The organism is Exiguobacterium sp. UBA7533 (genome assembly GCF_002479335.1).
Classification (GTDB): Bacteria; Bacillota; Bacilli; order Exiguobacteriales; family Exiguobacteriaceae; genus Exiguobacterium_A.
This window is the reverse complement of sequence record NZ_DLMP01000015.1, coordinates 8892-10196: the sequence shown is the minus strand read 5'-3', so window position 1 is coordinate 10196 and position 1305 is coordinate 8892. Positions and strand designations below refer to the sequence as shown.

The 1305-nt window shown below is 46.6% G+C and carries 1 protein-coding gene and 1 pseudogene; both read left to right on the top strand.

All coding sequences use genetic code 11. From position 1 onward, the window contains the following. On the top strand, positions 1 to 616 hold a 616-nt coding region (locus B2U10_RS14305), incomplete at its 5' end, for a GGDEF domain-containing protein (RefSeq protein ID WP_290788482.1). An 86-nt stretch (positions 617 to 702) separates the two neighbouring features. Then, a pseudogene (locus B2U10_RS14300) lies at positions 703 to 1305 on the top strand (sucrose-6-phosphate hydrolase); the annotation flags it as partial.

Here is a 1305-nt window from a genome sequence, read left to right as displayed (position 1 = left end):
TGCCGCACAACAAATGCAAGGTGATCCTTCAAAATCACTTCCGAACCATCGTGGAATCCGAGAAATCGAGACATTGACAGATGCCCTACAGCAACTGATTCGTCGATTGCTGCATACCGAAAAAGAAAAACTGACGTTTGAACGATTATCGCAACGTGACAGTCTCACGGGTCTTGCGAATCGAAACGGTCTTGCTCAATACATCGAACAATTACCTATAGGAACGCATTCCATCTACCTTTGTCTCGATTTAGACGGTTTTAAAGCAGTTAACGACACATATGGGCACGCACTTGGTGATCTCCTCCTGATCGAGGTCGGTCAACGTCTCAAACAGTTACTTCCACCTGGTGGCTTCGTCGCTCGTCTTGGTGGCGATGAGTTCATCATCGTCTTAACGCATCAGTCTGTAGTAGAAGCACAACACTTAGGTGAACAATGGATTGCCCATGTCTCGATGCCTTATCATTTAGAAGAACAGACTGTCCATATCGGAATGAGCATCGGACTTGCTGAACAGATAGCAGGTGAATCGCTCGAGCAAGTCATGCACCATGCGGATTTAGCGCTCTATCGTTCGAAGCAAGATGGTAAAGGATGTATGTCCGTTCATTGACCTTTTGGAACGGAGGATTGACAAGCGCGGTTCTCCTCCGTAAGGTGAACGAGAAGCGTATAAATTTTCAACAAGGAGCTGTCAGCATGAATCAATGGACACGTGAAGCACGATATCGTCCCCTCTCGGATGTCGATCCGACCGTATACCAAGCGATGAAGGAAGAAGTAAGAACATCTCCTTGGCGATTTTCTTACCATATCCAACCTCCAACCGGACTTTTGAATGATCCGAACGGCTTCGTCTACCACGACGGTCTTTATCATTTATTTTATCAATGGTTCCCACTCGGTCCTGTTCATGGTCTAAAGTACTGGTATCACATGACATCAAAAGACCTCGTACATTGGTTCGATGAAGGGGCCGCCTTGATTCCAAATGACGATCCTGATTCGCACGGCGCTTATTCCGGTAGTGGCTTCATCAAAGATGATCAAGTGCACATCATGTATACCGGTAACAAACGGGACGCAGAGTGGAATCGCCATACGAGTCAAATCGTTGGGCACCTTCGTTCGGATGGACGGATTGAAAAACACTTACCACCTGCTATTCCAACCGTTCCTGAAGGCTATACAGAACATTTTCGTGATCCGAAAGTCTTTCAAGATGCATCGGGCATCTGGTACTGCATACTTGGAGCACAGCGCACTGACTTGACAGGTTGTACTGTCATTTATCAGTCTCAA